This is a genomic window from Alteromonas sp. I10, from assembly GCF_003201515.1.
GTDB lineage: Bacteria > Pseudomonadota > Gammaproteobacteria > Enterobacterales > Alteromonadaceae > Alteromonas > Alteromonas macleodii.
Window position 1 is genome coordinate 1 of the sequence record NZ_QJJN01000029.1, and the last position, 1,194, is coordinate 1,194.

The window sequence follows — 1,194 nt, forward strand, 5'->3', positions numbered from 1 at the left end:
TATGTCCACTTCCCCTAAACTGAGACAGACTTAATTGGAGTTTTCTGCAATGATTAATGCAGGAGACGACTATGAAAAAATCACGCTACACAGAATCTCAGATCATCGGGGTGTTAAAAGAAGTTGATGCTGGTATGAAGGTTGAGGAGGTCTGCCGTCAACATGGTATCAGCAGTGCAACTTACTACAATTGGAAATCTAAGTACGGCGGCATGGAAGCGTCTGACGTAAAACGATTGAAAGAGCTTGAAGAAGAGAATGCCAAGCTCAAAAAGATGTTTGCCGATGTCAGCTTAGAAAATAATGCCATTAAGGAGCTTGTCGCAAAAAAGGGTTGGTGACAGCAGAGAAGCGAGAATGCGTCAGCATCCTAGTTGATGCGGGGCTAAGTATCGTAAAGGCCTGTCTGTTTGTTGGTATTGGCCGTGCGACCTTTTATCGTCCAGAGAGAGACTGGCGCAAGGTAGATGCTGCTGTCATTGATGCTATCAATGCGGTCTTAGAGAAGTCGCCACGAGCAGGCTTCTGGAAGTGTTTTGGCCGAATGCGATTCAAAGGCTTCCCCTTTAATCACAAGCGCGTCTATCGCGTTTACTGCCAGATGGGATTGAACCTGAGGCGCAGAACTAAACGGGTACTGCCCAAACGAATAGCCCAGCCATTGGAAGTACTGGATCAGGCAAACTATCAATGGGCGTTGGACTTTATGCATGACACGTTATATTGCGGTAAACGGTTCAGAACACTGAACGTAGTGGATGAAGGGACGCGAGAGTGCCTCGCTATTGAAGTTGATACTTCCTTGCCCGCTGGGCGTGTCGTACGCGTGTTAGAACAGCTTAAGTCTGAGCGAGGATTGCCAACTCAGCTGCGTATGGATAATGGTCCAGAGCTAATTTCGGCGACCCTGACTGATTGGTGTGAAACCAATAATATTGAACTGGTATATATCCAGCCAGGTAAACCGCAGCAAAATGGCTTCGTAGAGCGCTTTAACGGTTCATTCCGCAGAGAGTTCCTTGATGCTTACTTGTTTGAAAATCTCAATCAGGTAAGAGAAATGGCCTGGTTCTGGCGACTGGATTATAACGAAGAAAGAACACATGAAAGTCTCGGTAATCTGCCTCCGGCAGCTTACCGAGCAAAACTGGAAAACTCTAATTTAGCACTGTCTCATTAATGGGGAAGTGGACA

1 protein-coding gene is annotated in these 1,194 nt (G+C 46.5%); it reads left to right on the top strand.

The window, feature by feature from the left end; all coding sequences use genetic code 11:
- Nucleotides 1-71: 71 nt before the first annotated feature.
- A protein-coding gene (locus tag BZA03_RS20325; protein WP_375342591.1) for an IS3 family transposase occupies nucleotides 72-1,180 on the top strand; the annotation gives its coding sequence in 2 pieces (ribosomal slippage) (nucleotides 72-324 and nucleotides 324-1,180; 1,110 coding nt in all).
- Nucleotides 1,181-1,194: the final 14 nt, after the last annotated feature.